We start from the raw sequence: 25285 nt of genomic DNA, 5'->3' as shown, positions 1-25285 counted from the left end.
CGTCAGTTGGAATAAGAAAGGACTTCATGAAACGTCTGCTGCTACCTGCGGTGCTTGCCGCATTGATGATCGCCGAAGTTCACGCCGAGTCCTTCACCATCTCCGATATTCGCGTCAACGGCCTCCAGCGGGTCTCCGCCGGCAGCGTGTTCGGCGCCTTGCCGCTGAATGTCGGCGAACAGGCCGATGACCGCAGCCTGGTGGAAGCCACGCGCGAACTGTTCAAGACCGGCTTCTTCCAGGACATCCAGTTGGGGCGCGATGGCGACGTGCTGGTCATCACCCTGGTGGAGCGTCCTTCGATCTCCAGCATCGAGATCGATGGCAACAAGGCGATCACCAGCGAAGATCTGCTCAAGGGTCTCAACCAGTCCGGCCTGGCAGAGGGCGAGATTTTCCAGCGCGCGACCCTCGAGGGCGTGCGCAACGAGTTGCAGCGTCAGTACGTGGCCCAGGGCCGCTACTCGGCGGAGATCGAGACCGAAGTGATCCCCCAGCCGCGCAACCGGGTGGCGCTGAAGATCAACATCAACGAAGGTTCGGTCGCGGCGATTCAGCACATCAACGTGGTGGGTAACACGGTCTTCGCCGACGAAGATCTGATCGACCTGTTCGAGTTGAAGACCAGTAACTGGCTGTCGTTTTTCAAGAACGACGACAAGTACGCCCGCGAAAAGCTCTCCGGCGACCTGGAGCGTCTGCGTTCCTACTACCTGGACCGCGGTTACATCAACATGGACATCTCCTCCACCCAGGTGTCCATCACGCCGGACAAGAAGCACGTCTACATCACGGTCAACGTCGATGAAGGGCAGAAGTACAGCGTCCGCGAAGTCAAGCTGTCCGGCGACCTGAAGGTGCCGGAAGAAGACATTCGCGCGCTGCTGCTGGTCAAGGAAGGCCAGGTGTTCTCGCGCAAGGTGATGACCACCACCTCGGAGCTGATCACCCGTCGCCTGGGTAACGAGGGTTACACCTTCGCCAACGTCAATGGCGTGCCGGAAGCCCACGATGAAGATGGCACGGTGTCGATCACCTTCGTCGTCGACCCGGGCAAGCGCGCCTACGTCAATCGCATCAACTTCCGCGGCAACACCAAGACCGAAGACGACGTGCTGCGCCGGGAAATGCGCCAGATGGAAGGCGGCTGGGCCTCGACCTACCTGATCGACCAGTCCAAGACCCGTCTGGAGCGTCTCGGCTACTTCAAGGAAGTCAACGTCGAAACCCCGCCGGTGCCGGGCACCGACGACCAGATCGACGTCAACTACAGCGTCGAGGAGCAGGCGTCCGGTTCGATCACCGCCAGTGTCGGCTTCGCCCAGAACGCCGGCCTTATTCTCGGTGGCTCGATCAGCCAGAGCAACTTCCTCGGGACCGGTAACAAGGTCAGCGTCGGCCTCAATCGCAGCGAGTATCAGACCAGCTACAACTTCGGCTTCGTCGATCCCTACTGGACGCCAGACGGTGTCAGCCTGGGCTACAACGCCTTCTATCGCACCACCGACTACGATGAGCTGGACACACAGGTCTCGAGCTTCGCCGTGGATAGCCTGGGCGCAGGCGTGAGCATCGGTTACCCGATCAGCGAAACCTCGCGCCTGACCTATGGCCTGACCGCCCAGCAGGACACCATCAATACCGGCGTGTTCACGGTCGACGAGATCTTCAAGTTCATCGAGCAGGAAGGCGACAACTACCTGAACTTCAAGGCCTCGGTCGGCTGGTCGGAGTCGACCCTGAACAAGGGCGTGCTGGCCACCCGTGGCCACTCCCAGAGCCTGGTGTTCGAGACCACCGTTCCGGGCAGCGACCTGTCGTTCTACAAGGTCGATTACCGCGGGCAGATCTTCAAACCGCTGAGCAACACCTATACCCTGCGCCTGCACACCCAGCTGGGCTATGGCGACAGCTATGGATCGACCGCCGAACTGCCGTTCTACGAGCACTACTACGCCGGCGGTTTCAACTCGGTACGGGGTTTCGACGACAGCAGCCTGGGGCCACGCAGTACCCCGAGCAAAGGGACGAATCCGGGGACCCAGTTCGACCCGGATCAAGACCCGCTGCCCTTCGGTGGCAACGTGCTGGTCCAGGGTGGCGTCGAGCTGCTGTTCCCGATGCCCTTCGTCAAGGACCAGCGTTCGCTGCGCACCGCGCTGTTCTGGGACGTGGGCAACGTGTTTGACACCAGCTGCGGCAAAACCCAGACCAGTTGCACCAGCATCGACGCCGGCGAACTGGCCAGCTCCGTCGGTGTCGGCCTGACCTGGATCACCGCGCTGGGGCCGTTGAGCTTCAGCCTGGCGATGCCGGTGGTCAAACCCGACGATGCCGACACCCAGGTATTCCAGTTCTCCCTCGGCCAGACCTTCTAAGGGGCTGGCCCCTGAACAATCACAGTTTTTTGCAGGAGTGCATCGTGCGTAAGTTGACTCAACTGGTTCTGTTAAGTGCTGCCCTGCTGGCAATGCCTGCCTTCGCCGAAATGAAGGTCGCGGTGCTGAACTATCAAATGGCGCTGCTCGAGTCCGATGCGGCCAAGCGTTACGCCGTCGATGCCGAGAAGAAGTTCGGCCCGCAGCTGAACAAGCTCAAGACCCTGGAGAGCGACGCCAAGCGCATCCAGGATCGCCTGGTCAAGGACGGCGAGAAGATGCAGACCGCCGAGCGCGAGCGCCTGGAACTGGAGTTCAAGCAGAAGGCCCGCGACTTCCAGTTCCAGTCCAAGGAGCTCAACGAAGCCAAGGCCATTGCCGACCGCGACATGCTCAAAAAGCTCAAGCCGAACCTGGACAAGGCGGTCGAGGAAGTGATCAAGAAGGGTAATTACGACCTGGTGCTCGAGCGCGGCGCGGTGATCGATGTCAAACCCCAGTTCGACATCACGCTGCAAGTCATCGAGCGCATGAACCAGCTGCGCTGAACATGAAGGCGCCGCTTTTCACCCTGGCCCAACTGGCCGAGCGTTTGGGCGCCACCTTGCGTGGCGCCGCCGACAAGCCGATCAGCGGACTGGCGACCTTGCAGGAAGCCGGTCCGGATCAGCTGAGTTTTCTCGCCAATCCGCAGTACCGCAAGTACCTGGGTGATTGCCAGGCGGGCGCGGTGCTGCTGACCGAAGCTGATGCCGAGGGCTATGCTGGTGACGCCTTGATCGTCGTCAATCCCTACCTGGCCTACGCCGAGCTCTCCCATCTGTTCGATCGCAAGCCGCAGGCGCCAGCGGGTGTGCACCCGACCGCCTCGATTGCCGGCGACGCGCAGGTCGACGCCAGCGCCAGCATCGGTGCCTATGTCGTGGTGGAAAGTGGTGCGCAGATCGGTCCCGGGGTGACCCTGGGCGCGCATTGCGTGGTGGGCGCACGTTCGGTCATTGGTGAGGGTGGTTGGCTCGCTCCTCGCGTGACCCTGTATCACGACGTGCGCATCGGCAAGCGGGTGGTGATCCAGTCGGGCGCGGTGATTGGCGGCGAGGGCTTTGGCTTCGCCAATGAGAAGGGCGTCTGGCAGAAGATTGCACAGATCGGCGGGGTGCTGATCGGTGACGACGTCGAGATCGGCGCCAACACCACCATCGATCGTGGCGCATTGGCAGACACCCTGATCGGCAACGGCGTCAAGCTGGATAACCAGATCATGATCGCGCACAACGTGCAGATCGGCGACAACACCGCCATGGCCGGTTGCGCCGGGATTTCCGGTAGCACCAAGATCGGCAAGAACTGCATGATCGCTGGCGGCGTCGGCATGGTCGGGCATATCGAGGTGTGCGATGGCGTGTTCGTCACCGGTATGACCATGGTCACCCGCTCTATCACCGAGCCTGGCGCCTACTCGTCCGGCACGGCCATGCAGCCCGCCGGTGAGTGGAAGAAGAGTGCGGCACGCATTCGTCAGTTGGACGACATGGCACGGCGTCTGAAAGAACTGGAAAAACAGTTGGCTGCCGTGACCTCGGGCGGTAATGCCTCATCTGATGCCTGAGCCCGGCGGATGTCGTGCTCCCCTCTTTTTACTACAGGCTTCTCTGGACATGATGGACATCAACGAAATTCGCGAATACCTGCCGCACCGCTACCCGTTCCTGCTGGTCGACCGGGTTGCCGAGCTGGATGTTGAGGGCAAGTGCATTCGTGCCTATAAGAATGTCAGCATCAATGAGCCTTTCTTCAATGGGCATTTTCCCGAGCACCCGATCATGCCCGGTGTGTTGATCATCGAAGCCATGGCCCAGGCCGCGGGTATCCTTGGCTTCAAGATGATGGGGGCCAAGCCCTCCGATGGTACCCTCTACTATTTCGTCGGTTCGGACAAGCTGCGCTTCCGTCAGCCGGTGGTCCCGGGTGATCAGCTGATTCTCGAGGCCAAGTTCCTCAGTACCAAGCGCAGCATCTGGAAGTTCGAGTGCAAGGCCAGCGTTGATGGCAAGGAAGTCTGTTCGGCCGAAATCATCTGTGCGGAACGCAAACTATGAGTTTGATTGACCCTCGTGCCATCATCGACCCCAGCGCACAGCTGGCGGACGACGTGGTCGTTGGTCCCTGGTCGATCGTCGGCGCCAATGTGAAAATCGGCGAGGGCACGGTGATCGGCCCTCATGTGGTACTCAAGGGGCCGACCCGGATTGGCAAGCACAACCACATCTACCAGTTTTCCTCGGTCGGGGAAGATACCCCTGACCTCAAGTACAAGGGTGAGCCCACGCGCCTGGTGATTGGCGACCACAACGTCATTCGTGAAGGGGTCACCATCCACCGCGGCACGGTGCAGGATCGTGGCGAAACCACCATCGGCGACCACAACCTGTTCATGGCCTATGCGCACATCGGCCACGACAGTGTCATCGCCAATCATTGCATTCTGGTGAACAACACCGCGTTGGCCGGCCACGTCCACGTCGACGACTGGGCGATTCTTTCCGGCTACACCCTGGTGCACCAGTTCTGCCGCATCGGCGCCCACAGCTTCTCCGGTATGGGCACGGCCATCGGCAAGGATGTGCCCGCCTATGTCACGGTCTTCGGCAACCCCGCCGAGGCGCGCAGCATGAATTTCGAAGGCATGCGTCGTCGTGGCTTCAGCACCGAGGCCATTGCCGCATTGCGGCGCGCCTACAAGACGGTGTATCGCCAGGGGCTGACGGTCGAGCAGGCCCTGGCCGAGTTGGCCGAGCCGTCGGCGCAGTTTCCCGAGGTCGCAGTCTTCCGCGACTCGATCCTGGCTTCCAAACGCGGCATTACCCGCTAGTTCATGGCCGAGCGATTGCGCGTCGCCCTGGTGGCTGGCGAAGCCTCCGGCGATATCCTCGGAGCGGGGCTGATGCAGGGGCTTAAAGCCCGGCACCCGCAGATCGAATTCATCGGCGTTGGCGGACCGCTGATGGAGGCCGAGGGGTTGAGGTCCTATTTTCCCATGGAGCGTCTGGCAGTGATGGGGCTGGTCGAGGTGCTCGGCCGCCTGCCGGAGCTGCTCGCGCGCCGGCGTCGACTGCGGCGCGACCTGATCGCGGCCAGGCCGGACGTGTTCATTGGCATCGATGCCCCGGACTTCAACCTGGACCTCGAGCTCAAGCTGCGCCGCGCCGGTATCAAGACCGTGCATTACGTCAGCCCCTCGGTCTGGGCTTGGCGACAAAAGCGGGTGTTGAAGATCCGTCAGGGTTGCGACCTGATGCTGACCCTGTTCCCCTTCGAGGCGCAGTTCTACGATGCCCAGCAGGTGCCGGTGCGCTTCGTTGGTCACCCCCTGGCCGATGCCATCCCGCTGGATGCCGATCGTGCTGCGGCTCGCAGCGCCCTGGACTTGCCGGTCGATGGCCCGGTGGTGGCCCTGTTGCCGGGGAGTCGCGGCGGCGAGGTGGCGCGCCTGGGTAGCCTGTTTCTCGATGCGGCGTCGCGCCTGCGGGCCCTGCGCCCAGGCATTCGTTTCGTGGTGCCGAGCGCCAGTCCCGAGCGTCGTGCACAGCTCGAACAGTTGCTGGTCGGGCGGGACTTGCCGCTGACCCTGCTCGACGGTCGTTCCCACGAGGCGTTGGCCGCCTGCGATGCGGTGCTGATCGCCTCCGGTACCGCAACCCTGGAGGCGCTGCTGTACAAGCGACCCATGGTGGTCGCCTACCGGGTGGCACCGTTGACCTACCGGATCCTCAAGCGCCTGGTGAAGAGTCCCTATATCTCCTTGCCCAATCTGCTTGCGGAGCGCCTGTTGGTGCCCGAGCTGATCCAGGACGCGGCGACGCCCGAGGCCCTGGCCCAGCATGTGGCGCCGCTCCTGGAGGAAGGCGAGGAGCAGACCGAGAGCTTCGACCTGATTCATCGCGCGCTGCGCCGCGATGCGTCGGCTCAGGCAGCCGATGCCGTGCTCGAGTTGGTCGGGCGCGCCTGATGCAGTTGGGGCTGGATTTCACCCAGGTGCAGGAGCTGGTGGCCGGCGTCGACGAGGTCGGTCGTGGACCACTCTGCGGGGCCGTGGTCACCGCGGCGGTGATTCTCGATCCGCAGCGACCGATAGTTGGCTTGAACGATTCAAAGAAACTCACTGAGGCGCGCCGCGAGCAGCTGTTCGAAGAGATCCGCGAGAAGGCGCTGGCCTGGTGCATTGCCCGCGCCGAAGTCGAGGAGATCGATCGGCTTAACATCCTGCAGGCCACCATGCTGGCCATGCAGCGTGCAGTCGAGGGACTGAGCGTGACGCCCAAGCTGGCGCTGATCGATGGCAATCGCTGCCCGCGCCTGCAGGTGCCCAGCGCCGCAGTGGTCAAGGGCGACAGCCAGGTGCCGGCCATCGCCGCCGCCTCGATCCTGGCCAAGGTCAGTCGCGATCGCGAGATGCAGCAGCTCGACCTGCAGTACCCCGGCTATGGCATTGCCGGGCACAAGGGCTATCCCACGCCGAGCCATCTGGAGGCCCTGCGGCGCCTGGGGCCGACGCCCATTCATCGGCGTTCGTTCGCGCCGGTACGCGCCCTGCTGGAGTCCTGAGGGCGACGGGGGCCTCGCTGGGCGCGCATCTCTGGTCTTTATCCCCGGGCCCGGTACAATCCGGGCCTTGTCGTTTTCGTGTTTTGCATAGGCTTGCCATGACCGTTTCCTTCGTCCACCTGCGTCTGCATTCCGAGTACTCCCTGGTCGACGGCCTGGTGCGGGTCAAACCGCTGATCAAGGCGACCGCGGGAGCCGGTATGCCGGCGGTGGCGATCACCGACATGAGCAACATGTGCGCCCTGGTGAAGTTCTACAAGGCGGCCATGGGCGCCGGAATCAAGCCGATCTGCGGCGCCGATATCTGGCTGGCCAGTCCCGACGAGGACGGCCCCCTGAGCCGCATGACCCTGCTGGCGATGAATGCCCAGGGTTACCGCAACCTCACCGAGCTGGTCTCGCGCGGTTGGATGGAGGGGCAGAGCAACGACCTGGTGATCATCCAGCGCGACTGGGTCAAGGCCGCTGCCGAGGGCCTGATCGCCCTGTCCGGGGCGAAGGAAGGGGAGGTCGGTCATGCCCTGCTCGAGGGCGATCAGGCCGAAGCCGAAGCGCGGCTGCGCGAGTGGCAGGCGGTGTTCCCCGAGCGCTTCTACCTGGAGGTGCAGCGCACCAACCGGGTCAATGATGAGGAGCACCTGCACGCCGCGGTAGCGCTGGCCCACAGACTCGGTGCGCCTCTGGTGGCGACCAACGACGTGCGCTTCATCAAACAGGAGGATTTCGCCGCCCACGAGACTCGTGTGTGTATCGGCGAGGGGCGCTCGCTCGACGACCCGCGGCGCCTGCGTACCTATTCGGACCAGCAGTACCTGAAGACCCCGGAAGAGATGTGGGGGTTGTTCAGCGACCTGCCCGAAGCGCTGGAGAACTCCGTGGAGATCGCCAAGCGCTGCAATATCGAGGTGCAGCTCGGCACCTACTTCCTGCCGAACTTCCCGATCCCCGACGGCATGACCATGGACGAGTACTTCCGCAAGGTCTCCTTCGACGGCCTGGAAGAGCGTCTGGCCGTGCTGCTGCCCCCGGACACCCCGGACTACGAGGCCAAGCGCCAGGTCTATGTCGACCGCCTGAACTTCGAGCTAGATATCATCATCCAGATGGGCTTCCCCGGTTACTTCCTGATCGTCATGGACTTCATCCAGTGGGCCAAGAGCAACGGCGTCCCGGTAGGCCCCGGCCGGGGCTCGGGTGCCGGCTCGCTGGTGGCCTATGTGCAGAAGATCACCGACCTCGATCCGCTGGCCTATGACCTGCTGTTCGAGCGCTTCCTCAACCCCGAGCGGGTGTCGATGCCCGACTTCGACGTCGACTTCTGCATGGACGGTCGCGACCGGGTGATCGACTACGTGGCCGAGAAGTACGGGCGCAACGCGGTGAGCCAGATCATCACCTTCGGCTCCATGGCGGCCAAGGCGGTGGTCCGCGACGTGGCGCGGGCCCAGGGCAAGTCCTACGGCCTGGCCGATCGTCTGTCGAAGATGATTCCCTTCGAGGTCGGCATGACCCTGGAGAAGGCCTACGAGCAGGAGGAGGCGCTGCGCGACTTCCTCAAGGTCGACGAGGAGGCGGCGGAAATCTGGGAGATGTCGCTCAAGCTCGAGGGCATCACCCGGGGTACCGGCAAGCACGCCGGCGGCGTGGTGATCGCGCCGACCAAGCTCACCGACTTCTCGCCGATCGCCTGTGATGAAGAGGGCGGCGGCCTGGTGACCCAGTTCGACAAGGACGACGTCGAGTCGGCCGGCCTGGTGAAGTTCGACTTCCTCGGCCTGCGTACCCTGACCATCATCAAGTGGGCCATGGAGACCATCAACCGCGAACAGGCCAAGCAGGGCCTGGAGCCGCTGAACATCGACTTCATCCCGCTGGATGACAAGCCGACCTTCCAGATGCTGCAGAAGGCCGAGACCACCGCGGTGTTCCAGCTCGAATCGCGCGGCATGAAGGAGCTGATCAAGAAGCTCAAGCCCGACTGCCTGGAAGACCTCATCGCCCTGGTGGCGCTGTTCCGCCCCGGCCCGTTGCAGTCCGGCATGGTCGACGACTTCATCAACCGCAAGCACGGCCGCGCGGAGCTCGCCTACCCGCACCCGGATTATCAGTACGAAGGCCTCAAGCCGGTGCTGGCGCCGACCTACGGCATCATCCTGTACCAGGAACAGGTGATGCAGATCGCCCAGGTCATGGCCGGCTACACCCTCGGCGGCGCCGACATGCTGCGCCGTGCCATGGGTAAGAAGAAGCCGGAGGAGATGGCCAAGCAGCGCGGCGGCTTCATCGAGGGTTGCGCCAACAACGGCATCGATGCCGACCTGGCGGGCAACATTTTCGACCTGGTGGAGAAGTTCGCCGGCTACGGCTTCAACAAGTCGCACTCGGCGGCCTACGGCCTGGTCTCCTACCAGACCGCCTGGCTGAAGGCCCATCACCCGGCGGCCTTCATGGCTGCGGTGCTGTCGGCGGATATGCACAACACCGACAAGGTGGTCACCCTGATCGAGGAGTGCCGCAGCATGAAGCTGCGCCTCGACGCCCCGGACGTGAACACCTCGGAATTCAAATTCACGGTCAACGACGACGGCCGCATCGTCTATGGCCTGGGCGCGATCAAGGGCGTTGGCGAGGGACCGGTGGAGGCCATCGTCGAGTCCCGTCAAGATGGCCCGTTCAAGGATCTGTTCGATTTCTGCTCGCGGGTCGACCTCAAGCGCATCAACAAGCGCACCCTCGAAGCCTTGATCCGCAGCGGTGCCCTGGATCGCCTGGGGCCCTACTTCCATGACGAGATCAAGGCCTACCACGCCAATATCGACCGCAATCGTGCGGTGCTGCTGGCGGCCATGGAAGAGGCGGTGCAGGCGGCCGAGCAGACTGCGCGCAGTCATGACAGCGGGCATATGGACCTGTTCGGCGGGGTGTTCGCCGACGCCGAGACGGACGTCTACGCCAACCACCTCAAGGCCCGTGAGCTGACGCTCAAGGAGCGCCTGAAGGGTGAGAAGGAGACCCTCGGCCTGTACCTGACCGGCCACCCGATCGATGAGTACGAGGGCGAGGTGCGGCGTTTCGCCCGCCAGCGCATCGTCGACCTCAAGCCGGCGCGCGACAGCCAGACAGTCGCCGGGCTGATCGTCGCCCTGCGGGTGATGAAGAACAAGAAGGGCGACAAGATGGGCTTCATCACCCTCGACGATCGCTCGGGACGGATCGAGGCCTCGCTGTTCGCCGATGCCTTCGCCGGTGCCCAGGCGCTGTTGCAGACCGATGCCCTGGTGGTGGTCGAAGGCGAAGTGAGCAACGACGACTTCTCCGGCGGACTGCGCCTGCGCGCCAAACGGGTGATGAGCCTGGAGGAGGCGCGCACCGGCCTGGCCGAGAGCCTGCGACTGAAGGTTGCCAGTGCGACGCTCAAGGGCGATCGGCTACGCTGGTTGGCGGACCTGTGCAGTCGCCATCGGGGCGCCTGCCCGATCACCCTGGACTACACCGGACAGGACGCCAAGGCTTTGCTGCAGTTTGGCGAAAGCTGGCGAATCGACCCGGCCGACAGCCTGATTCAGGCATTGCGTGACCAGTTCGGGCGAGACAACGTCTTCCTGCACTACCGCTGATAGACGAGGCCGTGCCTCGCCAGTCGGTCCGACACGCTATTGGGTGTCGACCTCAATGCGCCTGATCCCTTAAGGTAGGGCGCGAAACGGATACAGCTCCCCGGCCGCTTGGCCGTCGACGCAAGACGGATGACTATGAACCCGAACTTTCTCGATTTCGAACAGCCGATCGCCGACCTGCAAGCCAAGATCGAAGAGCTTCGCTTGGTGGGTAACGACAACGCGTTGAACATCAACGAAGAGATCGCCCGCCTGCAGGACAAGAGCAGCGCCTTGACCGAAAGCATTTTCGGCAACCTGACCAGCTGGCAGATTGCCCAGCTCGCCCGTCATCCGCGCCGCCCCTACACCCTGGATTATCTGCAGCACATCTTCACCGAGTTCGACGAACTGCATGGCGACCGGCACTTCTCCGATGACGCCGCCATCGTCGGCGGCGTGGCGCGCCTGGATGGCGAGCCGGTGATGGTCATCGGTCACCAGAAGGGCCGTGACGTGCGCGAGAAAGTGCGCCGCAACTTCGGCATGCCGCGTCCGGAAGGCTACCGCAAGGCCTGCCGCCTGATGGAGATGGCCGAACGCTTCAAGATGCCGATCCTCACCTTCATCGACACCCCCGGCGCCTACCCGGGTATCGATGCCGAGGAGCGCGGGCAGAGCGAGGCGATCGCCTGGAACCTGCGGGTGATGGCGCGCCTGAAGACCCCGATCATCGCCACCGTGATCGGCGAGGGTGGCTCCGGCGGCGCCCTGGCGATCGGCGTGTGCGATCGTCTGAACATGCTGCAGTATTCGACCTACTCGGTGATTTCGCCGGAAGGCTGCGCCTCGATCCTGTGGAAGACTGCGGATAAGGCGCCGGACGCCGCCGAGGCCATGGGCATCACCGCCGAGCGCCTGAAGGGCCTGGGCATCGTCGACAAGGTAATTCCCGAGCCGTTGGGCGGCGCCCACAGCGATCCGGCCGCGGCGGCCGAGTCGGTGCGCCAGGAGCTGGCTTCCCAGCTGAGCACCCTGAAGAAGCTCGACAGCGCCGAGCTTCTGGCGCGTCGCTACGAGCGCCTGATGAGTTACGGCGTCGCCTAAATGAGCCTGCACGCCAAGGTGCTGGGGAATCTGGCTCCTTGGCGTGATGCGCCCGCCTGGCGTGTCGCCTTTTCCGGTGGGCTCGACTCCACCGTGCTGTTGCATCTGTTGGCTGGTCTCGCGCAACGCGAGGCCCTGCCGCCACTTTCCGCTCTCCATATCCACCACGGTCTGCAGGCCGCGGCCGACGCCTGGCCGGCGCATTGTCGGCGCCAGTGCGAGGAATGGGGCGTTCCCCTGCAGGTCCAGGCGGTCGAGGTGGAGCCGGGGGCGAGCGTCGAGCGTGCCGCGCGCGACGCCCGCTACGCGGCCTTCGCCACGGCACTCGGCGCGGGTGAGCTGTTGCTCACCGCGCAGCACCGCGACGACCAGGCCGAAACCCTGCTGTTTCGCCTGTTGCGCGGCGCCGGCACCCGGGGGCTGGCGGCCATGCCGCAGAGTCGGCCGCTGGGTGGGGGACAGCTGCTGCGTCCCCTGCTGCAGTGCTCGCGAGACGAGCTCGAGGCCTACGCCGCCGAGCATCGATTGACCTGGATCGAAGATCCCAGCAACGCCGATGACCGCTATGCGCGCAACTACCTGCGCCACCAGGTGATGCCGGCGCTGCGCGCGCGCTGGCCGCAGGCGGCCGCGAGCATGGCGCGCAGTGCCGTTTTGCTGGGCGAGTCCGCGCTGTTGCTCGACGAGCTGGCGCAGCTGGACCTGGCGCCGGCGCGAGCGCCCAGCGCATTTGGCTGGCTGCCGATGCCGAGTCTGGCCCTGGCGCCATTGCGCGACTTGAGTGAGGCGCGTCAGCGCAACGCCCTGCGTGCCTGGCTGCGCCCGCTGACGGCGATGCCGGATGCCGAGCACTGGGTCGGCTGGCAGGCCCTGCTCTCGGCGGCTGTCGACGCCGCGCCGATCTGGCGTCTCGCGGCCGGGGAGTTGCATCGGGCCGACGAGCGGCTGTGGTGGCTCGCCGGCGATTGGCTGCGAACGCCGGCGCTGCCCGCTGTGGCGCCACAGGCCAATCAGGTGTTGCCGCTGCCCGGTAACGGCAGTGTGCGTATCGAGGGGCGGTTGAGTGGGGGCGGGGAGTGGCGACTGGGCTATCGCCAGGGGGGCGAGGTCATGAATCTGCCCGGTCGCGGTCACCGCGATCTCAAGCGCCTGCTCAACGAGCGTCAGGTACCGGCTTTCGTTCGCGGTCGCCTGCCGTTGTTGCTGTGTGACGGCGAGGTGCGGGCGGTGGCCAATCTGTCCGGACTGGATGGGCCGGTCGACGGGCAGTCGCGGCTCAGCTGGCAGCCGCCACCCTGTGATCCGGGTTTGAGCTGGTAGGGCCTTTCCGGTAGACTACGCTCCCGTCTTATTAGAGCTTTTGCTGACTCCCTTTCCTCGAGAATTCCGGAGTCGGTGACGGCTTGCCAATTGCGGCTGGTCCGCGATTGGAGCTTCGGCTTTCCTTCGCTTTCCCCGGCGGCGCTGACCGCTTAAACGCAGACTTCTAGGGTTTTTCATGACGCGCTACATCTTCGTCACGGGTGGTGTTGTTTCTTCTTTGGGGAAAGGCATCGCCTCGGCTTCATTGGCGGCCATCCTGGAGGCGCGGGGCCTGAAGGTCACGATGCTCAAGCTGGACCCCTATATCAACGTCGATCCGGGCACCATGAGTCCGTTCCAGCACGGCGAGGTGTTCGTCACCCACGACGGCGCCGAGACCGACCTCGACCTGGGCCATTACGAGCGGTTCATCCGCACGACCATGACCCAGAACAACAACTTCACCACCGGCCGCGTCTACGAAGACGTGCTGCGCAAGGAGCGCCGGGGCGATTACCTGGGCGCCACCATCCAGGTGATTCCGCACATCACCGACGAGATCAAGCGCCGCATCATCAAGGGCGCCGGCGATGCCGACGTGGCCATGGTCGAGATCGGCGGCACGGTCGGCGACATCGAGTCGCAGCCTTTCCTCGAGGCCATTCGCCAGCTGCGCGTGGAAGTGGGCGCCAAGCGCGCCATGCTGATGCACCTGACCCTTGTGCCGTACATCGCCACTGCCGGTGAGACCAAGACCAAGCCGACCCAGCACTCGGTGAAGGAGCTGCGCTCCATCGGCCTGCAGCCTGACGTGCTGGTCTGCCGCTCCGACCACCCGGTCGATGTGTCCTCGCGGCGCAAGATCGCCCTGTTCACCAACGTCGAAGAGCGTGCGGTGATTTCCCTGGAAGACGTCGACACCATCTACAAGATCCCGTCGGTGCTGCACGCCCAGGGCCTGGACGACTTCGTCGTCGAGCGTTTCGGCCTGGACTGCGGCGGCGCCGACCTGTCCGAGTGGGACCGCGTGGTCGATGCCAAGCTCAACCCCGAGCGTGAAGTGAACATCGCCATGGTCGGCAAGTACATGGAGCTGCTGGACGCTTACAAGTCGCTGATCGAGGCGATGAGCCATGCCGGCATCCAGAACCGCACCAAGGTCAACCTGCGCTACATCGACTCCGAGGACATCGAGAATCAGGGCACCGCACTGCTGGACGGCGTCGATGCCATCCTGGTCCCCGGCGGCTTCGGTCTGCGCGGCGTGGAAGGCAAGATCAAGACCGTGCAGTTCGCCCGCGAGAACAAGATTCCCTACCTGGGCATCTGCCTCGGCATGCAGGTCGCGGTAATCGAGTTCGCCCGCAACGTGCTGGGCTGGAGCGATGCCAACTCCACCGAGTTCGACAGCAGCGGCAGCCACCCGGTGGTCGGCCTGATCACCGAGTGGCAGGACGCCACCGGCGCCACCGAGCAGCGTACCGAAGCCTCCGACCTGGGCGGCACCATGCGCCTGGGCGCCCAGGACTGCCAGCTGGAAAGCGGTTCCCAGGTCCGTGAATGCTACGGTCAGGACGTGATCGTCGAGCGCCATCGTCATCGCTACGAGGTCAACAACAACCTGCTGCCGCAGCTGATCGAGGCGGGCCTCAAGGTCACCGGGCGTTCCGGCGACGGTGCGCTGGTGGAAGTGGTCGAGGCACCGGATCACCCCTGGTTCGTCGCCTGCCAGTTCCACCCCGAGTTCACCTCGACCCCGCGTGACGGTCACCCGCTGTTCAGCGGCTTCGTCAATGCCGCGTTGGCCCAGCAAGCGAAGAAGGCATAACAGCCATGGCGCAGAAGACCATCCGTGTCGGCGCGATCGAGATCGCCAACGACAAGCCATTCGTGCTGTTCGGCGGCATCAACGTGCTCGAGTCGCGCGACCTGGCCATACGGGCCTGCGAAGCGTACGTACGTGTGACCGAGAAGCTCGGCATTCCCTATGTGTTCAAGGCCAGCTTCGACAAGGCCAACCGCTCGTCGGTCTCCTCGTTCCGCGGCCCGGGCCTGGACGAGGGGCTGAAGATCTTCGAGGAAGTGAAGAAAACCTTCGGCGTGCCGGTGATCACCGACGTACACGAGCCGCACCAGGCGCAGCCGGTGGCCGATGTCTGCGACATCATCCAGCTGCCGGCCTTTCTCTCGCGGCAGACCGACCTGGTGGTGGCCATGGCCAAGACCGGCGCGGTGGTCAACATCAAGAAGGCCCAGTTCCTTGCGCCCCAGGAGATGAAGCACATCCTGGCCAAGTGCGTGGAGGCCGGCAACGATCAGCTGATCCTCTGCGAGCGCGGCACCTCGTTCGGCTACAACAACCTGGTGGTCGACATGCTCGGCTTCGGCATCATGAAGCAGTTCGAGTACCCGGTGTTCTTCGACGTCACCCACGCCCTGCAGATGCCGGGCGGTCGTGCCGACTCCGCCGGCGGTCGTCGCGCCCAGGTCACCGACCTGGCCAAGGCGGGGATGAGCCAGGGCCTGGCCGGCCTGTTTCTCGAGGCCCATCCGGACCCGGACAACGCCAAGTGTGACGGTCCCTGCGCGTTGCGCCTGGACAAGCTGGAGCCCTTCCTGGCTCAGCTCAAGCAGCTGGACGACCTGATCAAGAGTTTTCCGCCGATTGAGACTGCCTGAAAAGGTGGTTCTTCATTAAAGGCATTGGTTGTATACAATTTTGTTGGCTAGCTGATACATTTTAGTCGCTGGTCCATTCGACCGCGGGTAATAGGTGCTCAGTCCGGCGCTACCCTTTCGTCAACTTTTGGAGTGCTCAACGCAATGGCAAAGATCGTCGACATCAAAGGCCGTGAGGTTCTCGATTCCCGTGGCAATCCGACCGTGGAAGCCGATGTGATCCTCGAGGGCGGCATCATCGGCAGCGCCTGCGCGCCGTCCGGTGCCTCCACCGGTTCCCGCGAAGCGCTGGAACTGCGCGATGGCGACAAGAGCCGTTACCTGGGCAAGGGCGTGCTCAAGGCCGTGGCCAACATCAACGGGCCGATCCGCGAGCTGCTGCTGGGCAAGAACGCCATCGACCAGCAGGCCCTGGACCGCGCGATGATCGAGCTGGACGGTACCGAGAACAAGGCCAGCCTGGGCGCCAACGCCATCCTCGCCGTGTCCCTGGCTGCCGCCAAGGCTGCCGCGCAGGCCAAGGGCGTGCCGCTGTATGCGCACATCGCCGACCTCAACGGCACCCCGGGCCAGTACTCCATGCCGGTGCCGATGATGAACATCATCAACGGCGGCGAGCACGCCGACAACAACGTCGATATCCAGGAGTTCATGGTCCAGCCGGTCGGCGCCAAGACCTTCTCCGACGCCCTGCGCATGGGCACCGAGATCTTCCATCACCTCAAGGCCGTGCTGAAGGCCCGTGGCCTGAGCACCTCGGTGGGCGACGAGGGCGGCTTCGCGCCGAACCTGGCGTCCAACGAAGACGCCCTGGCGGCCATCGCCGAAGCCGTGGCCAATGCCGGCTACAAGCTGGGCGATGACGTCACCCTGGCCCTGGACTGCGCCTCCAGCGAGTTCTACAAGAACGGCCAGTATGATCTGGCCGGCGAAGGCAAGGTGTTCGACGCCGCCGGTTTCGCCGACTACCTGGCCGGGCTGAGCCAGCGTTACCCGATCATCTCCATCGAAGATGGCATGGACGAGTCCGACTGGGCCGGCTGGAAGGTGCTGACCGACAAGATCGGCGCCAAGGTGCAGCTGGTCGGCGACGACCTGTTTGTCACCAACACCAAGATCCTCAAGCGCGGCATCGACGAGTCCATCGGCAACTCGATCCTGATCAAGTTCAACCAGATCGGCTCGCTGACCGAGACCCTGGAGGCCATCCAGATGGCCAAGGCCGCCGGCTACACCGCGGTGATCTCGCACCGCTCCGGCGAAACCGAGGACAGCACCATTGCCGACCTGGCGGTGGGTACTGCCGCCGGCCAGATCAAGACCGGTTCGCTGTGCCGCTCCGATCGCGTGTCGAAGTACAACCAGCTGCTGCGCATCGAAGAGCAGCTGGCCGGCAAGGCCGCCTATCGGGGTCGCGCCGAGTTCCGTGGTTGAACTCAGTCGTGGTAAAAGAGGGGCGGCGCGAGTCGCCCCTTTTTCGTTCGGATGCTTTTTCCCCTATGCGTAGCCCCTATTGGTTGTGGCTGATGTTGGTTCTGCTGCTCGCCGGCTTGCAGTACCGCCTGTGGGTGGGTGATGGCAGCCTGGCCCAGGTGGCCGACCTGAAGCAGCAGATCGCCGACCAGCAAGGCGAGAACCAGCGCCTGCTGGAGCGCAACCGTATCCTCGAGGCCGAGGTGATGGAGTTGAAGAAAGGCATGGAGACCGTCGAAGAGCGCGCCCGTCACGAGCTGGGCATGGTCAAAGAGGGCGAGACCCTCTTCCAGTTGACCGAATGACTGCTTCCAGCCTGCCTCCTTTCTGGGCGCTGATTCCGGCCGCCGGTGTCGGCAGTCGCATGCGCGCCGACCGCCCCAAGCAGTACCTGGAACTGGCCGGTAGGACCATTCTCGAGCACACCCTGGCCTGCTTTCTCGATCATCCGCAGTTGCGCGGCCTGGTCGTCAGCCTGGCGGCCGACGACCCCTACTGGCCGGCCCTGGCGTGCGCCGAGGACGGGCGCATCCAGCGCGCCGAAGGTGGGTGCGAGCGTGCCGACTCGGTGCTGGCCGGCCTGCATCGCCTGGCGGAGCTGGGCGCCGAGGAGCAGGACTGGGTGCTGGTGCACGACGCGGCGCGACCCAACCTGACGCGCGGCGACCTCGACCTGCTGCTCGGCGAGCTTGCCGACGACCCGGTCGGCGGCCTGCTGGCCGTGCCGGCGCGCGACACCCTCAAGCGCGCCGGCGCCGATGGCCGGGTGCAGCAAACCGTCGACCGTGCGCCGATCTGGCACGCCTACACGCCGCAGATGTTTCGCCTCGGCCAGCTGCATCGGGCGCTGGCCGATGCCCTGGTGTCCGGCGTGGCGATCACCGACGAGGCTTCGGCGATCGAGTGGGCTGGCCACGCGCCGCGCCTGATCGAGGGACGCGCCGACAACCTCAAGGTAACCCGACCGGAAGACCTGCAGAGTCTGGCGCTGCTCTGGCGTCAGCCTTGACCATCGCTCCCTTCTATCTCCGGCCAGTGCTTCAGGTTGTATTCGCGGCGCTGCGCCAGGCCGTCCTTGAGGAAGTCCACCAGCTGACGCACCTTCGGCGACAGGTGGCGTTGCTGCGGATAGAGCGCCCAGACCGCGGTGTTGGGCGGCTGCTGGTTGGCCAGCAGCGACACCAGCGCGCCGCTGCGCAGGTGTTCCAACACGTAGTAGTCGGGCAACTGGCACAGGCCTAGGCCGCGCAATGCCGCCTCCAGCACCGACTGGCCGCTGTTGCAGCGCCAGTTACCCTGAACCCGCTGCGCCGATTCACGGCCGTTGAGCTGAAAGGTCCAAATGTCGGAGCTGCCAATCAGGCAGTTGTGCCGGCTCAGCTCGGACAGACTGTGGGGGCGGCCGTATTGCTGCAGATAGGCCGGCGCCGCGCACAGGTACATCTGCCGCGGCGCCAGGCGCGTGGCCACCAGGCGCGAGTCCTGCAAGCGGCCCAGGCGAATGGCCAGGTCCAGGCCCTCCTGGACCATGTCCAGGGTGCGGTTGCTCAGTTCGATCTCGACCCTCAATTGCGGATGTCGGCTCATGAAGTCGGTCACCAGTGGCACGATGAAGCGCTCGCCGTAGGCCACCGCGCAGGTCATGCGCAGCAGCCCCTTGGGCGCGCTGCCCAGGTCGCCAACGGCGCGCAGCGCCTCTTCGCGGGCGTCCTGCAGGCGCTGGCAATGCTGCAGGAAGGTCTGCCCGGCCTCGGTCAGCGCCACCCGGCGGGTGCTGCGGTAGAACAGCCGGGTCTGCAGGCGCTCCTCCAGGCGGGCTATCTGCCGGCTGACCTGGGAGGACGACAGCCCCAGGCGCTCCGCCGCCGCGGTGAACTGGCCGCACTCGGCCACCGCGACGAATTCATCCAGTCCTTCCCAGCGGTTCATCGCCGCGCTCCTTGTGCCTTGTCGATGGCGCGATTCTAGGTGCTAGAAGGGGCTATTGTCCCTGTATGGCAATAATGTTTTTACGGGCGGCTGATTATTGACGTAAACCGCTGATCTATACTTTCCGCCACTTTTGCAACCCGCCGGAGAGCGAACATGATCAAGTCCCGTGCTGCCGTGGCCTTTGCCGCCAACCAACCGCTGCAAATCGTCGAAGTAGACGTCGCGCCGCCCCAGGCCGGCGAAGTGCTGGTGCGCATCGTCGCCACCGGTGTCTGCCACACCGATGCCTACACCCTGTCGGGTCAGGATTCCGAGGGCGTGTTCCCCTGCATCCTGGGTCACGAGGGCGGTGGTGTGGTCGAGGCGGTTGGCGAAGGGGTGACCTCGGTCAAAGTGGGCGATCACGTGATCCCGCTGTACACCGCCGAGTGCGGCCAGTGCAAGTTCTGCAAGTCCAACAAGACCAACCTGTGCAGCTCGGTCCGTGCCACCCAGGGCAAGGGCCTGATGCCGGACGGCACCTCGCGCTTCTCCTACCAGGGTCAGCCGGTCTACCACTACATGGGCTGCTCGACCTTCTCCGAGTACACCGTGCTGCCGGAAGTCTCGGTTGCCGTGATCCCGAAGGAAGCGCCGCTGGACAAGGTCTGCCTGCTGGGCTGCGGCGTCACCACCGGCATCGGTGCGGTGCTCAACACCGCCAAGGTCGAAGAGGGCGCCACCGTGGCGATCTTCGGTCTGGGCGGCATCGGCCTGGCGGCGATCATCGGTGCGAAGATGGCCAAGGCCTCGCGCATCATCGGTATCGACATCAACCCGGCCAAGGAAGCCGTGGCCCGTGAGCTGGGCATGACCGACTTCGTCAATCCCAAGGACCATGCCAAGCCGATCCAGGACGTCATCGTCGAGATGACCGACGGCGGAGTCGACTACAGCTTCGAGTGCATCGGCAACGTGCAGCTGATGCGTGCGGCGCTGGAGTGCTGCCACAAGGGCTGGGGCGAGTCGACCATCATTGGCGTGGCGCCGGCCGGTACCGAGATCAGCACCCGTCCGTTCCAGCTGGTCACCGGCCGGGTCTGGCGTGGTAGCGCCTTCGGTGGCGTCAAGGGCCGCACCGAGCTGCCGGGTTATGTCGAGAAGTCGCAGAAGGGCGAGATCCCCCTGGACACCTTCATTACCCACAACATGCCGCTGGACGACATCAACCAGGCCTTCGACCTGATGCACGAAGGCAAGAGCATCCGCACCGTAATTCACTTCTGATTGCTCGAGGTGGATGCCGCTTCCGGCATCCACCGTCCAGCGGTGGAGAACGCGAGGCGCTTTCCACCCTACGGAGAAGGTCATGACTTTGGAAAATCTGTCTTGCCAGAAAAGCTTCGGCGGCTGGCACAAGCGTTACCGTCATCGCTCCAGCACCCTGAACTGCGACATGGTGTTCGCCGTCTACCTGCCGCCGCAGGCCGAGCAGGGCGCCAAGCTGCCGGTGCTGTACTGGCTGTCGGGCCTCACCTGCACCGACGAGAACTTCATGCAGAAGGCCGGAGCCCAGCGCCTGGCCGCGGAGCTGGGACTGATCATCGTGGCGCCGGACACCAGCCCCCGTGGCGCCGATGTCCCCGCCGACCCTGAAGGGGCCTGGGACTTCGGTCTGGGCGCCGGCTTCTACCTGAATGCGACCCAGGAGCCCTGGGCTCGGCATTACCGCATGCACGACTACGTGGTGCAGGAATTGCCCGCGCTGATCGAGGCCAACTTTCCCGTATCGGACAAGCGCGGCATCAGCGGTCACTCCATGGGCGGCCATGGCGCCCTGGTCTGCGCGCTGCGCAACCCGGGGCGTTACCGGTCGCTGTCGGCCTTCTCGCCGATCAGCAACCCGATGAACTGTCCCTGGGGCGAGAAGGCGTTCTCCCGTTTCCTCGGCGAGGATCGTTCGCGCTGGCGCGAGTGGGATGCCTGCGCGCTGCTGGCCGAGTCCGAGGAGAAGTTGCCGATCCTGGTCGATCAGGGCGATCGCGATGACTTCCTGGCCAACCAGCTCAAGCCGGAGGCATTGCAGGCCGCCGCCCAGGCCGCGGAGCATCCGCTGACGTTGCGTCTGCAGCCGGGCTACGACCACAGCTACTACTTCATCGCCAGCTTCATCGGCGATCACCTGCGCCATCACGCGCAGGCCTTGCAGGGCTGAAAGCGCCCAGTCGCCGATACTCCTGTAGAATCACGCCCTGAATTTTCAGGGCGTTGTTCTTTATGCGTATTGGTCACGGCTACGACGTACACCGCTTCGGCGAGGGCGAGTTCGTCACCCTCGGCGGCGTGCAGATTCCCCACAAGTTCGGGCTGATCGCCCATTCCGACGGCGATGTGCTGCTGCACGCGCTGAGCGATGCGTTGCTCGGAGCCGCGGCGCTGGGCGATATCGGCCAGCATTTCCCTGACACCGACCCGCGCTTCAAGGGCGCCGACAGCCGGGCGCTGCTGCGCCACGTGCTCGGCCTGATCCAGGCCAAGGGCTGGCGGGTCGGCAATGTCGACGCCACCATAGTCGCCCAGGCGCCGAAGATGGCCCCGCATATTCCGGCCATGCGCGAGCGGATCGCCGCAGACCTGCAGGTCGACCTGGATCAGGTCAACGTCAAGGCCACCACCACCGAGAAGCTCGGCTTTACCGGTCGCGAGGAAGGCATTGCGGTGCATGCCGTGGCGCTGTTGGTCGGCCCATGACCGAGCTCGAACTGCTCGGCCCGCGCGCCCACGGCCCGGCCTGCGGCACTGCGCTGCTCAAGGCCAGCGCGGAAGACTTTCAGGTCGACGAGGTGCTGGACATTCCCCTGGCCGGCGAGGGCGAACACCTCTGGCTGTGGGTGGAGAAGCGCGAACTCAATACCGAGGAGGCCGCCAAGCGCATTGCCCGTGCCGCTGGCGTGCCGCTGCGGATGATCAGCTACGCCGGCCTGAAGGATCGCCAAGCCCTGACCCGGCAATGGTTCAGCCTGCACCTGCCGGGCAAGCTCGATCCCGATCTGAGCGCGGCGCAAGACGCCAGCCTGAGCGTCCTCAAGCAGGTGCGGCACAGCCGCAAGCTGCAGCGCGGTGCCCATGCCGCCAATGGCTTCACCCTGCGCCTGACCCAGCTCAAGGCCGATGTTGCGGCACTGGACCAGCGTCTGCAGCAGATCGCCGCCCAGGGCATCCCCAATTACTACGGGGCGCAACGCTTCGGTCATGAGGGCGGCAACCTGGCCCATGCCCGGCACTTCGCCGCGGGCAACAGCCTGCCGGAGAAGCGCAATGTGCGCTCGCGGGTGCTCTCGGCGGCGCGCAGTTACCTGTTCAACCGTGCCCTGGCCGCGCGGGTGGCCGCCGGCAGCTGGAACCGGGCGCAGGTCGGCGACCTGCTGGCCTTCACCGACAGCCGCAGCTTCTTCATGGCCGGCGAGGCCGAGTGCAGCGATCCACGCCTGGCGCTGCTCGACCTGCACCCGACCGGGCCGCTGTGGGGCGTCGGCCCCTCACCGGCCGGTGGCGCCGCCCAGGAGCTGGAGCAGCGCCTGAGCCTGGACGAGTCAGGGCTGGTCGATTGGCTGGCAGAAGCGGGCCTGCAGCACGAACGGCGCATCCTGCGCCTCCCCATCGGCGGTTTGACGTGGCATTATCCGGAGCCTGACATTCTGCAACTGGAATTCGTCCTGCCGGCTGGATGCTTCGCCACCGTTTTGGTGCGCGAACTCGTCGATCTGCTGCCGGCAGGGCAGACGGATAACCCATGCGTATTCTGATTTCTAACGACGACGGCGTAGCGGCGCCGGGTCTCGCCGCGCTGCATGCTGCGCTGCTCGACTATGCCGATTGCACGGTGATCGCGCCCGACCAGGACCGCAGTGGCGCCAGCAGCTCCCTGACCCTGGACCGGCCGCTGCACCCGCAGACCTTGGCCAACGGCTTCATCAGCATCAACGGCACGCCCACCGATTGCGTGCACCTGGGGCTCAATGGCCTGCTGCCCGAACTGGCCGATCTGGTGGTGTCGGGGATCAACCTTGGCGCCAACCTGGGCGATGACGTGCTGTATTCCGGCACCGTGGCCGCCGCCCTGGAGGGGCGCTTCCTGCTGCGCCCGGCCTTCGCCTTTTCGCTGTTGTCGCGGGCACCGGACCATCTGCCGACTGCCGCCTATTTCGCACGCAAGCTGGTGGCCGCCCATGAGCGCCTCGACCTGCCGCCGCGCACGGTGCTCAACGTCAATGTCCCCAACCTGCCGCTGGAGCAGATCCGCGGTATCCAGCTGACGCGCCTGGGACACCGTGCGCGGGCGGCGGCGCCGGTCAAGGTGGTCAATCCGCGGGGCAAGGAGGGCTACTGGATTTCCGCCGCCGGCGCCGCCGAGGATGGCGGTCCGGGAACGGATTTTCATGCGGTGATGGAAGGCTATGTGTCGGTGACCCCGCTGCAGTTGGACCGCACCTTCAGGGAAGGCTTGGCCGGCCTGCAACCTTGGCTGGAGAGCCTGCTTTGATGAACCGGGACCAGGGCGAACTGCAGCGCCGGGGCATTGGTATGACCTCGCAGCGCACCCGCGAGCGGTTGATCCAGCGCCTGTACGAGGAGGGCCTGTCCAACGCCCACGTGCTCGAAGCCATCCGCCGCACGCCCCGTCATCTGTTCGTCGATGAGGCCCTGGCCCATCGCGCCTACGAAGACACGGCGCTGCCGATCGGCAGTAACCAGACCATCTCCCAGCCCTATATGGTGGCGCGGATGAGCGAGCTGCTGCTGGCGGCCGGCCCGCTGGACAAGGTGCTGGAGATCGGCACCGGTTCCGGTTACCAGACCGCGATCCTCGCTCAACTGGTGGAGCGGGTGTTCACCGTCGAACGCATCCAGGGGTTGCAGGAGCGGGCCAAGGAACGCCTGAGCGAACTGAACCTGCGCAACGTGGTGTTCCGTTGGGGGGATGGCTGGGAGGGCTGGTCGGCGCTGGCGCCCTACAACGGCATCATCGTCACCGCGGCGGCTTCCGAGGTGCCCCAGGCCCTGCTCGATCAGTTGGCCCCGGGCGGACGCCTGGTGATTCCGGTCGGCACCGGCGATGTGCAGCAGCTGTTGCTGATCGTTCGCGAGGAACACGGATTTGCCCGGCACGTGCTGGACGCCGTGCGTTTCGTGCCGCTGCTCAATGGGCCCTTGGCCTGACCTTTCGCGTAACTGGATGGATCCATGAAGAAACATTTTCTGCTCTATGCCAAAGGCATAGCCATGGGCGCGGCCGACGTGGTGCCCGGGGTGTCCGGTGGTACCGTCGCCTTTATCAGCGGCATTTATGATGAGCTGCTGCGCTCGATCGCCAGCGTGCCGGCAGCGCTGGGAATGTTGCTGCGCGGGCGTATCGTGGCGGCCTGGCAGGCGGCCAATGCGACCTTCCTGATGGTCCTGCTGGCCGGCATTCTCACCAGTGTGCTGAGTCTGGCGCGGCTGATCAGCTATCTGCTGGTTGAGCAACCCATTCCGGTATGGTCGTTCTTCTTCGGTTTGATTCTGGTCTCCTCCCACATCGTGGCGCGGGAGATTCAGCGCTGGAACTGGAGTCGCGGGCTCAGCTTCATCCTCGGTATGGCCTTCGCCTACTGGATTACCGTGGCGGCGCCGATGCAGTGGGGGCACGATCCGCTCAGCCTGTTTTTCGCCGGCGCCGTCGCCATCTGCGCGATGATCCTGCCGGGCATCTCCGGAAGCTTCATCCTGGTGCTGCTGGGGCTCTACCCCTTCGTGCTCGGCGCCGTCAAAAGCCTGGATGTCGGTGTGCTGGTGCTGTTCGCCAGCGGTTGCCTGGTCGGCATCGTCAGCTTCGCCAGCATTCTGCGCTGGTTGCTGGTGCGTTGGCGCGACCTGAGCCTGGCGTTCCTTACCGGGCTGATGCTCGGTTCGCTGAACAAGATCTGGCCGTGGAAGGAGACCCTGACCTGGCACACCGACCGCCACGGAGAGTCGGTGCCACTGCTGCAGGCCAATCTGCTGCCCGGGCGCTTTGCCGAGATCAGTGGCCAAGACCCGCAGCTGCTGCTGGCGATTGGCCTGGCCCTGTTCGGGGTGCTGCTGGTGCTCGGCCTGGAGTGGCTGGCTGCACGTCTCCAGCAAAACGCTGGTTGCCGCGATTAATTACGGCACAATACGCGCCTACTACCCCACGCCAGTAGCCAGATTAGGGAG

At 64.8% G+C, this 25285-nt stretch carries 23 protein-coding genes; 22 read left to right on the top strand and 1 reads right to left on the bottom strand.

What is annotated here, in order from left to right:
- Window positions 1–26 precede the first annotated feature (26 nt).
- The 15 genes from bamA to ispD all read left to right on the top strand — a co-directional run bounded on the left by bamA (window position 27) and on the right by ispD (window position 18149).
- Window positions 27–2378, top strand: coding sequence for an outer membrane protein assembly factor BamA (gene bamA / locus KDW96_RS05470; protein WP_255839421.1), 2352 nt, complete (start codon window positions 27–29; stop codon window positions 2376–2378).
- A gap of 44 nt (window positions 2379–2422) precedes the next feature.
- On the top strand, window positions 2423–2926 hold the full coding sequence (locus KDW96_RS05465; protein ID WP_255839420.1) for an OmpH/Skp family outer membrane protein: 504 nt from the start codon (window positions 2423–2425) through the stop codon (window positions 2924–2926).
- A 2-nt stretch (window positions 2927–2928) separates the two neighbouring features.
- Window positions 2929–3987 (top strand): UDP-3-O-(3-hydroxymyristoyl)glucosamine N-acyltransferase, encoded by a 1059-nt coding sequence (gene lpxD, locus KDW96_RS05460; RefSeq protein ID WP_255839419.1) that lies wholly within the window; start codon window positions 2929–2931, stop codon window positions 3985–3987.
- Between the two features lie 49 nt (window positions 3988–4036).
- A complete protein-coding gene (fabZ, locus tag KDW96_RS05455; RefSeq protein ID WP_255839418.1) occupies window positions 4037–4477 on the top strand; it encodes a 3-hydroxyacyl-ACP dehydratase FabZ in 441 nt (146 codons plus the stop codon).
- Complete coding sequence (lpxA, locus tag KDW96_RS05450; protein WP_255839417.1) at window positions 4474–5250, top strand: acyl-ACP--UDP-N-acetylglucosamine O-acyltransferase; 777 nt, start codon at window positions 4474–4476, stop codon at window positions 5248–5250. Before fabZ ends, lpxA begins: the two co-directional genes overlap by 4 nt.
- Before the next feature lie 3 nt (window positions 5251–5253).
- The gene (gene lpxB, locus KDW96_RS05445; RefSeq protein ID WP_255839416.1) at window positions 5254–6387 is read left to right on the top strand and encodes a lipid-A-disaccharide synthase; all 1134 of its coding nucleotides are present in this window, start codon (window positions 5254–5256) and stop codon (window positions 6385–6387) included.
- Window positions 6387–6983: a ribonuclease HII gene (gene rnhB / locus KDW96_RS05440; RefSeq protein ID WP_255839415.1), complete on the top strand. Its 597-nt coding sequence runs from the start codon at window positions 6387–6389 to the stop codon at window positions 6981–6983. The genes lpxB and rnhB overlap by 1 nt, the downstream gene beginning before the upstream one ends.
- A gap of 98 nt (window positions 6984–7081) precedes the next feature.
- Window positions 7082–10600: a DNA polymerase III subunit alpha gene (gene dnaE / locus KDW96_RS05435; RefSeq protein WP_255839414.1), complete on the top strand. Its 3519-nt coding sequence runs from the start codon at window positions 7082–7084 to the stop codon at window positions 10598–10600.
- 135 nt (window positions 10601–10735) lie between these two features.
- Window positions 10736–11686, top strand: a complete 951-nt coding sequence (locus KDW96_RS05430) for an acetyl-CoA carboxylase carboxyltransferase subunit alpha (protein ID WP_255839413.1) — start codon at window positions 10736–10738, stop codon at window positions 11684–11686.
- The gene (gene tilS, locus KDW96_RS05425) at window positions 11687–13006 is read left to right on the top strand and encodes a tRNA lysidine(34) synthetase TilS (RefSeq protein ID WP_255839412.1); all 1320 of its coding nucleotides are present in this window, start codon (window positions 11687–11689) and stop codon (window positions 13004–13006) included.
- 178 nt (window positions 13007–13184) lie between these two features.
- On the top strand, window positions 13185–14816 hold the full coding sequence (pyrG, locus tag KDW96_RS05420) for a CTP synthase (protein WP_255839411.1): 1632 nt from the start codon (window positions 13185–13187) through the stop codon (window positions 14814–14816).
- Between the two features lie 5 nt (window positions 14817–14821).
- Window positions 14822–15667: a 3-deoxy-8-phosphooctulonate synthase gene (kdsA, locus tag KDW96_RS05415; RefSeq protein WP_255839409.1), complete on the top strand. Its 846-nt coding sequence runs from the start codon at window positions 14822–14824 to the stop codon at window positions 15665–15667.
- 144 nt (window positions 15668–15811) lie between these two features.
- Window positions 15812–17101, top strand: a complete 1290-nt coding sequence (eno, locus tag KDW96_RS05410; protein ID WP_255839408.1) for a phosphopyruvate hydratase — start codon at window positions 15812–15814, stop codon at window positions 17099–17101.
- 65 nt (window positions 17102–17166) lie between these two features.
- On the top strand, window positions 17167–17445 hold the full coding sequence (gene ftsB / locus KDW96_RS05405; protein ID WP_255839407.1) for a cell division protein FtsB: 279 nt from the start codon (window positions 17167–17169) through the stop codon (window positions 17443–17445).
- On the top strand, window positions 17442–18149 hold the full coding sequence (gene ispD / locus KDW96_RS05400; protein WP_255839406.1) for a 2-C-methyl-D-erythritol 4-phosphate cytidylyltransferase: 708 nt from the start codon (window positions 17442–17444) through the stop codon (window positions 18147–18149). Before ftsB ends, ispD begins: the two co-directional genes overlap by 4 nt.
- Here ispD and KDW96_RS05395 read toward each other — a convergent pair.
- Window positions 18140–19069: a LysR substrate-binding domain-containing protein gene (locus KDW96_RS05395; protein WP_255839405.1), complete on the bottom strand. Its 930-nt coding sequence runs from the start codon at window positions 19067–19069 to the stop codon at window positions 18140–18142. The two genes, ispD and KDW96_RS05395, sit on opposite strands and share 10 nt — an antisense overlap.
- Window positions 19070–19225: 156 nt before the next feature.
- Here KDW96_RS05395 and KDW96_RS05390 point away from each other — a divergent pair, with 156 nt between their 5' ends.
- From KDW96_RS05390 to KDW96_RS05360, 7 genes are all read left to right on the top strand, one after another.
- A complete protein-coding gene (locus tag KDW96_RS05390) occupies window positions 19226–20338 on the top strand; it encodes an S-(hydroxymethyl)glutathione dehydrogenase/class III alcohol dehydrogenase (protein ID WP_255839404.1) in 1113 nt (370 codons plus the stop codon).
- Between the two features lie 82 nt (window positions 20339–20420).
- On the top strand, window positions 20421–21266 hold the full coding sequence (gene fghA / locus KDW96_RS05385) for an S-formylglutathione hydrolase (RefSeq protein WP_255839403.1): 846 nt from the start codon (window positions 20421–20423) through the stop codon (window positions 21264–21266).
- A 62-nt stretch (window positions 21267–21328) separates the two neighbouring features.
- Window positions 21329–21802, top strand: a complete 474-nt coding sequence (gene ispF, locus KDW96_RS05380) for a 2-C-methyl-D-erythritol 2,4-cyclodiphosphate synthase (RefSeq protein WP_255839402.1) — start codon at window positions 21329–21331, stop codon at window positions 21800–21802.
- The gene (gene truD, locus KDW96_RS05375) at window positions 21799–22857 is read left to right on the top strand and encodes a tRNA pseudouridine(13) synthase TruD (protein ID WP_255839401.1); all 1059 of its coding nucleotides are present in this window, start codon (window positions 21799–21801) and stop codon (window positions 22855–22857) included. Before ispF ends, truD begins: the two co-directional genes overlap by 4 nt.
- Window positions 22845–23594, top strand: coding sequence for a 5'/3'-nucleotidase SurE (surE, locus tag KDW96_RS05370; RefSeq protein WP_255839400.1), 750 nt, complete (start codon window positions 22845–22847; stop codon window positions 23592–23594). Before truD ends, surE begins: the two co-directional genes overlap by 13 nt.
- A 41-nt stretch (window positions 23595–23635) precedes the next feature.
- Complete coding sequence (locus tag KDW96_RS05365) at window positions 23636–24271, top strand: protein-L-isoaspartate(D-aspartate) O-methyltransferase (RefSeq protein WP_255840483.1); 636 nt, start codon at window positions 23636–23638, stop codon at window positions 24269–24271.
- 24 nt (window positions 24272–24295) lie between these two features.
- Window positions 24296–25234 (top strand): polyprenyl-phosphate transporter, encoded by a 939-nt coding sequence (locus KDW96_RS05360; RefSeq protein ID WP_255839399.1) that lies wholly within the window; start codon window positions 24296–24298, stop codon window positions 25232–25234.
- Window positions 25235–25285 lie beyond the last annotated feature (51 nt).

Origin of the sequence: Pseudomonas benzenivorans, assembly GCF_024397895.1 — a bacterium.
Taxonomy (GTDB): Bacteria; Pseudomonadota; Gammaproteobacteria; order Pseudomonadales; family Pseudomonadaceae; genus Aquipseudomonas; species Aquipseudomonas benzenivorans_A.
This window is presented reverse-complemented; position numbering and strand designations above follow the sequence as displayed.

Bases quoted from the DNA above. Each gene is read 5' to 3' on its own strand.
- bamA (WP_255839421.1), top strand. From the start codon at position 27: ATGAAACGTCTGCTGCTACCTGCGGTGCTTGCCGCATTGATGATCGCC.
- lpxD (WP_255839419.1), top strand. From the start codon at position 2,929: ATGAAGGCGCCGCTTTTCACCCTGGCCCAACTGGCCGAGCGTTTGGGC.
- fabZ (WP_255839418.1), top strand. From the start codon at position 4,037: ATGATGGACATCAACGAAATTCGCGAATACCTGCCGCACCGCTACCCG.
- lpxA (WP_255839417.1), top strand. From the start codon at position 4,474: ATGAGTTTGATTGACCCTCGTGCCATCATCGACCCCAGCGCACAGCTG.
- lpxB (WP_255839416.1), top strand. From the start codon at position 5,254: ATGGCCGAGCGATTGCGCGTCGCCCTGGTGGCTGGCGAAGCCTCCGGC.
- rnhB (WP_255839415.1), top strand. From the start codon at position 6,387: ATGCAGTTGGGGCTGGATTTCACCCAGGTGCAGGAGCTGGTGGCCGGC.
- dnaE (WP_255839414.1), top strand. From the start codon at position 7,082: ATGACCGTTTCCTTCGTCCACCTGCGTCTGCATTCCGAGTACTCCCTG.
- KDW96_RS05430 (WP_255839413.1), top strand. From the start codon at position 10,736: ATGAACCCGAACTTTCTCGATTTCGAACAGCCGATCGCCGACCTGCAA.
- tilS (WP_255839412.1), top strand. From the start codon at position 11,687: ATGAGCCTGCACGCCAAGGTGCTGGGGAATCTGGCTCCTTGGCGTGAT.
- pyrG (WP_255839411.1), top strand. From the start codon at position 13,185: ATGACGCGCTACATCTTCGTCACGGGTGGTGTTGTTTCTTCTTTGGGG.
- kdsA (WP_255839409.1), top strand. From the start codon at position 14,822: ATGGCGCAGAAGACCATCCGTGTCGGCGCGATCGAGATCGCCAACGAC.
- eno (WP_255839408.1), top strand. From the start codon at position 15,812: ATGGCAAAGATCGTCGACATCAAAGGCCGTGAGGTTCTCGATTCCCGT.
- ftsB (WP_255839407.1), top strand. From the start codon at position 17,167: ATGCGTAGCCCCTATTGGTTGTGGCTGATGTTGGTTCTGCTGCTCGCC.
- ispD (WP_255839406.1), top strand. From the start codon at position 17,442: ATGACTGCTTCCAGCCTGCCTCCTTTCTGGGCGCTGATTCCGGCCGCC.
- KDW96_RS05395 (WP_255839405.1), bottom strand. From the start codon at position 19,069: ATGAACCGCTGGGAAGGACTGGATGAATTCGTCGCGGTGGCCGAGTGC.
- KDW96_RS05390 (WP_255839404.1), top strand. From the start codon at position 19,226: ATGATCAAGTCCCGTGCTGCCGTGGCCTTTGCCGCCAACCAACCGCTG.
- fghA (WP_255839403.1), top strand. From the start codon at position 20,421: ATGACTTTGGAAAATCTGTCTTGCCAGAAAAGCTTCGGCGGCTGGCAC.
- ispF (WP_255839402.1), top strand. From the start codon at position 21,329: ATGCGTATTGGTCACGGCTACGACGTACACCGCTTCGGCGAGGGCGAG.
- truD (WP_255839401.1), top strand. From the start codon at position 21,799: ATGACCGAGCTCGAACTGCTCGGCCCGCGCGCCCACGGCCCGGCCTGC.
- surE (WP_255839400.1), top strand. From the start codon at position 22,845: ATGCGTATTCTGATTTCTAACGACGACGGCGTAGCGGCGCCGGGTCTC.
- KDW96_RS05365 (WP_255840483.1), top strand. From the start codon at position 23,636: ATGACCTCGCAGCGCACCCGCGAGCGGTTGATCCAGCGCCTGTACGAG.
- KDW96_RS05360 (WP_255839399.1), top strand. From the start codon at position 24,296: ATGAAGAAACATTTTCTGCTCTATGCCAAAGGCATAGCCATGGGCGCG.